Raw genomic sequence first — 246 nt, forward strand, 5'->3', positions numbered from 1 at the left:
GGCTCGCCCACCAGTTGAAGTCGTAATAGCCCTTGTCGAATACGTAGGTGGCCTGTGGCTCGATACCCAGCGTCCGGCCTTCGTCGATGTCGTTGACGTTGGCTGCGCTGAAGCTGCAATGCACCGGCGCCGCCGCCTGCTCGGCATACAGCACATGGACTTTCAGCCCCTGGGAGCGGGTTCGATTGGACAGCGTCCATTCGTCGAAGCCAGGGCCCTTGAGGGTGATCGTGGTGGAGTCCAGCA

1 protein-coding gene is annotated in these 246 nt (G+C 61.8%); it reads right to left on the reverse strand.

Going from position 1 to position 246, the window contains the following annotated elements; genetic code table 11:
* Positions 1-246, reverse strand: a 246-nt coding sequence (locus QSJ95_RS32815; RefSeq protein WP_285647915.1) for a transposase, incomplete at both ends; no start/stop codon positions are given.

Origin of the sequence: Pseudomonas sp. NBRC 100443 (assembly GCF_030268185.1) — a bacterium.
GTDB classification, from domain to species: domain Bacteria; phylum Pseudomonadota; class Gammaproteobacteria; order Pseudomonadales; family Pseudomonadaceae; genus Pseudomonas; species Pseudomonas citronellolis.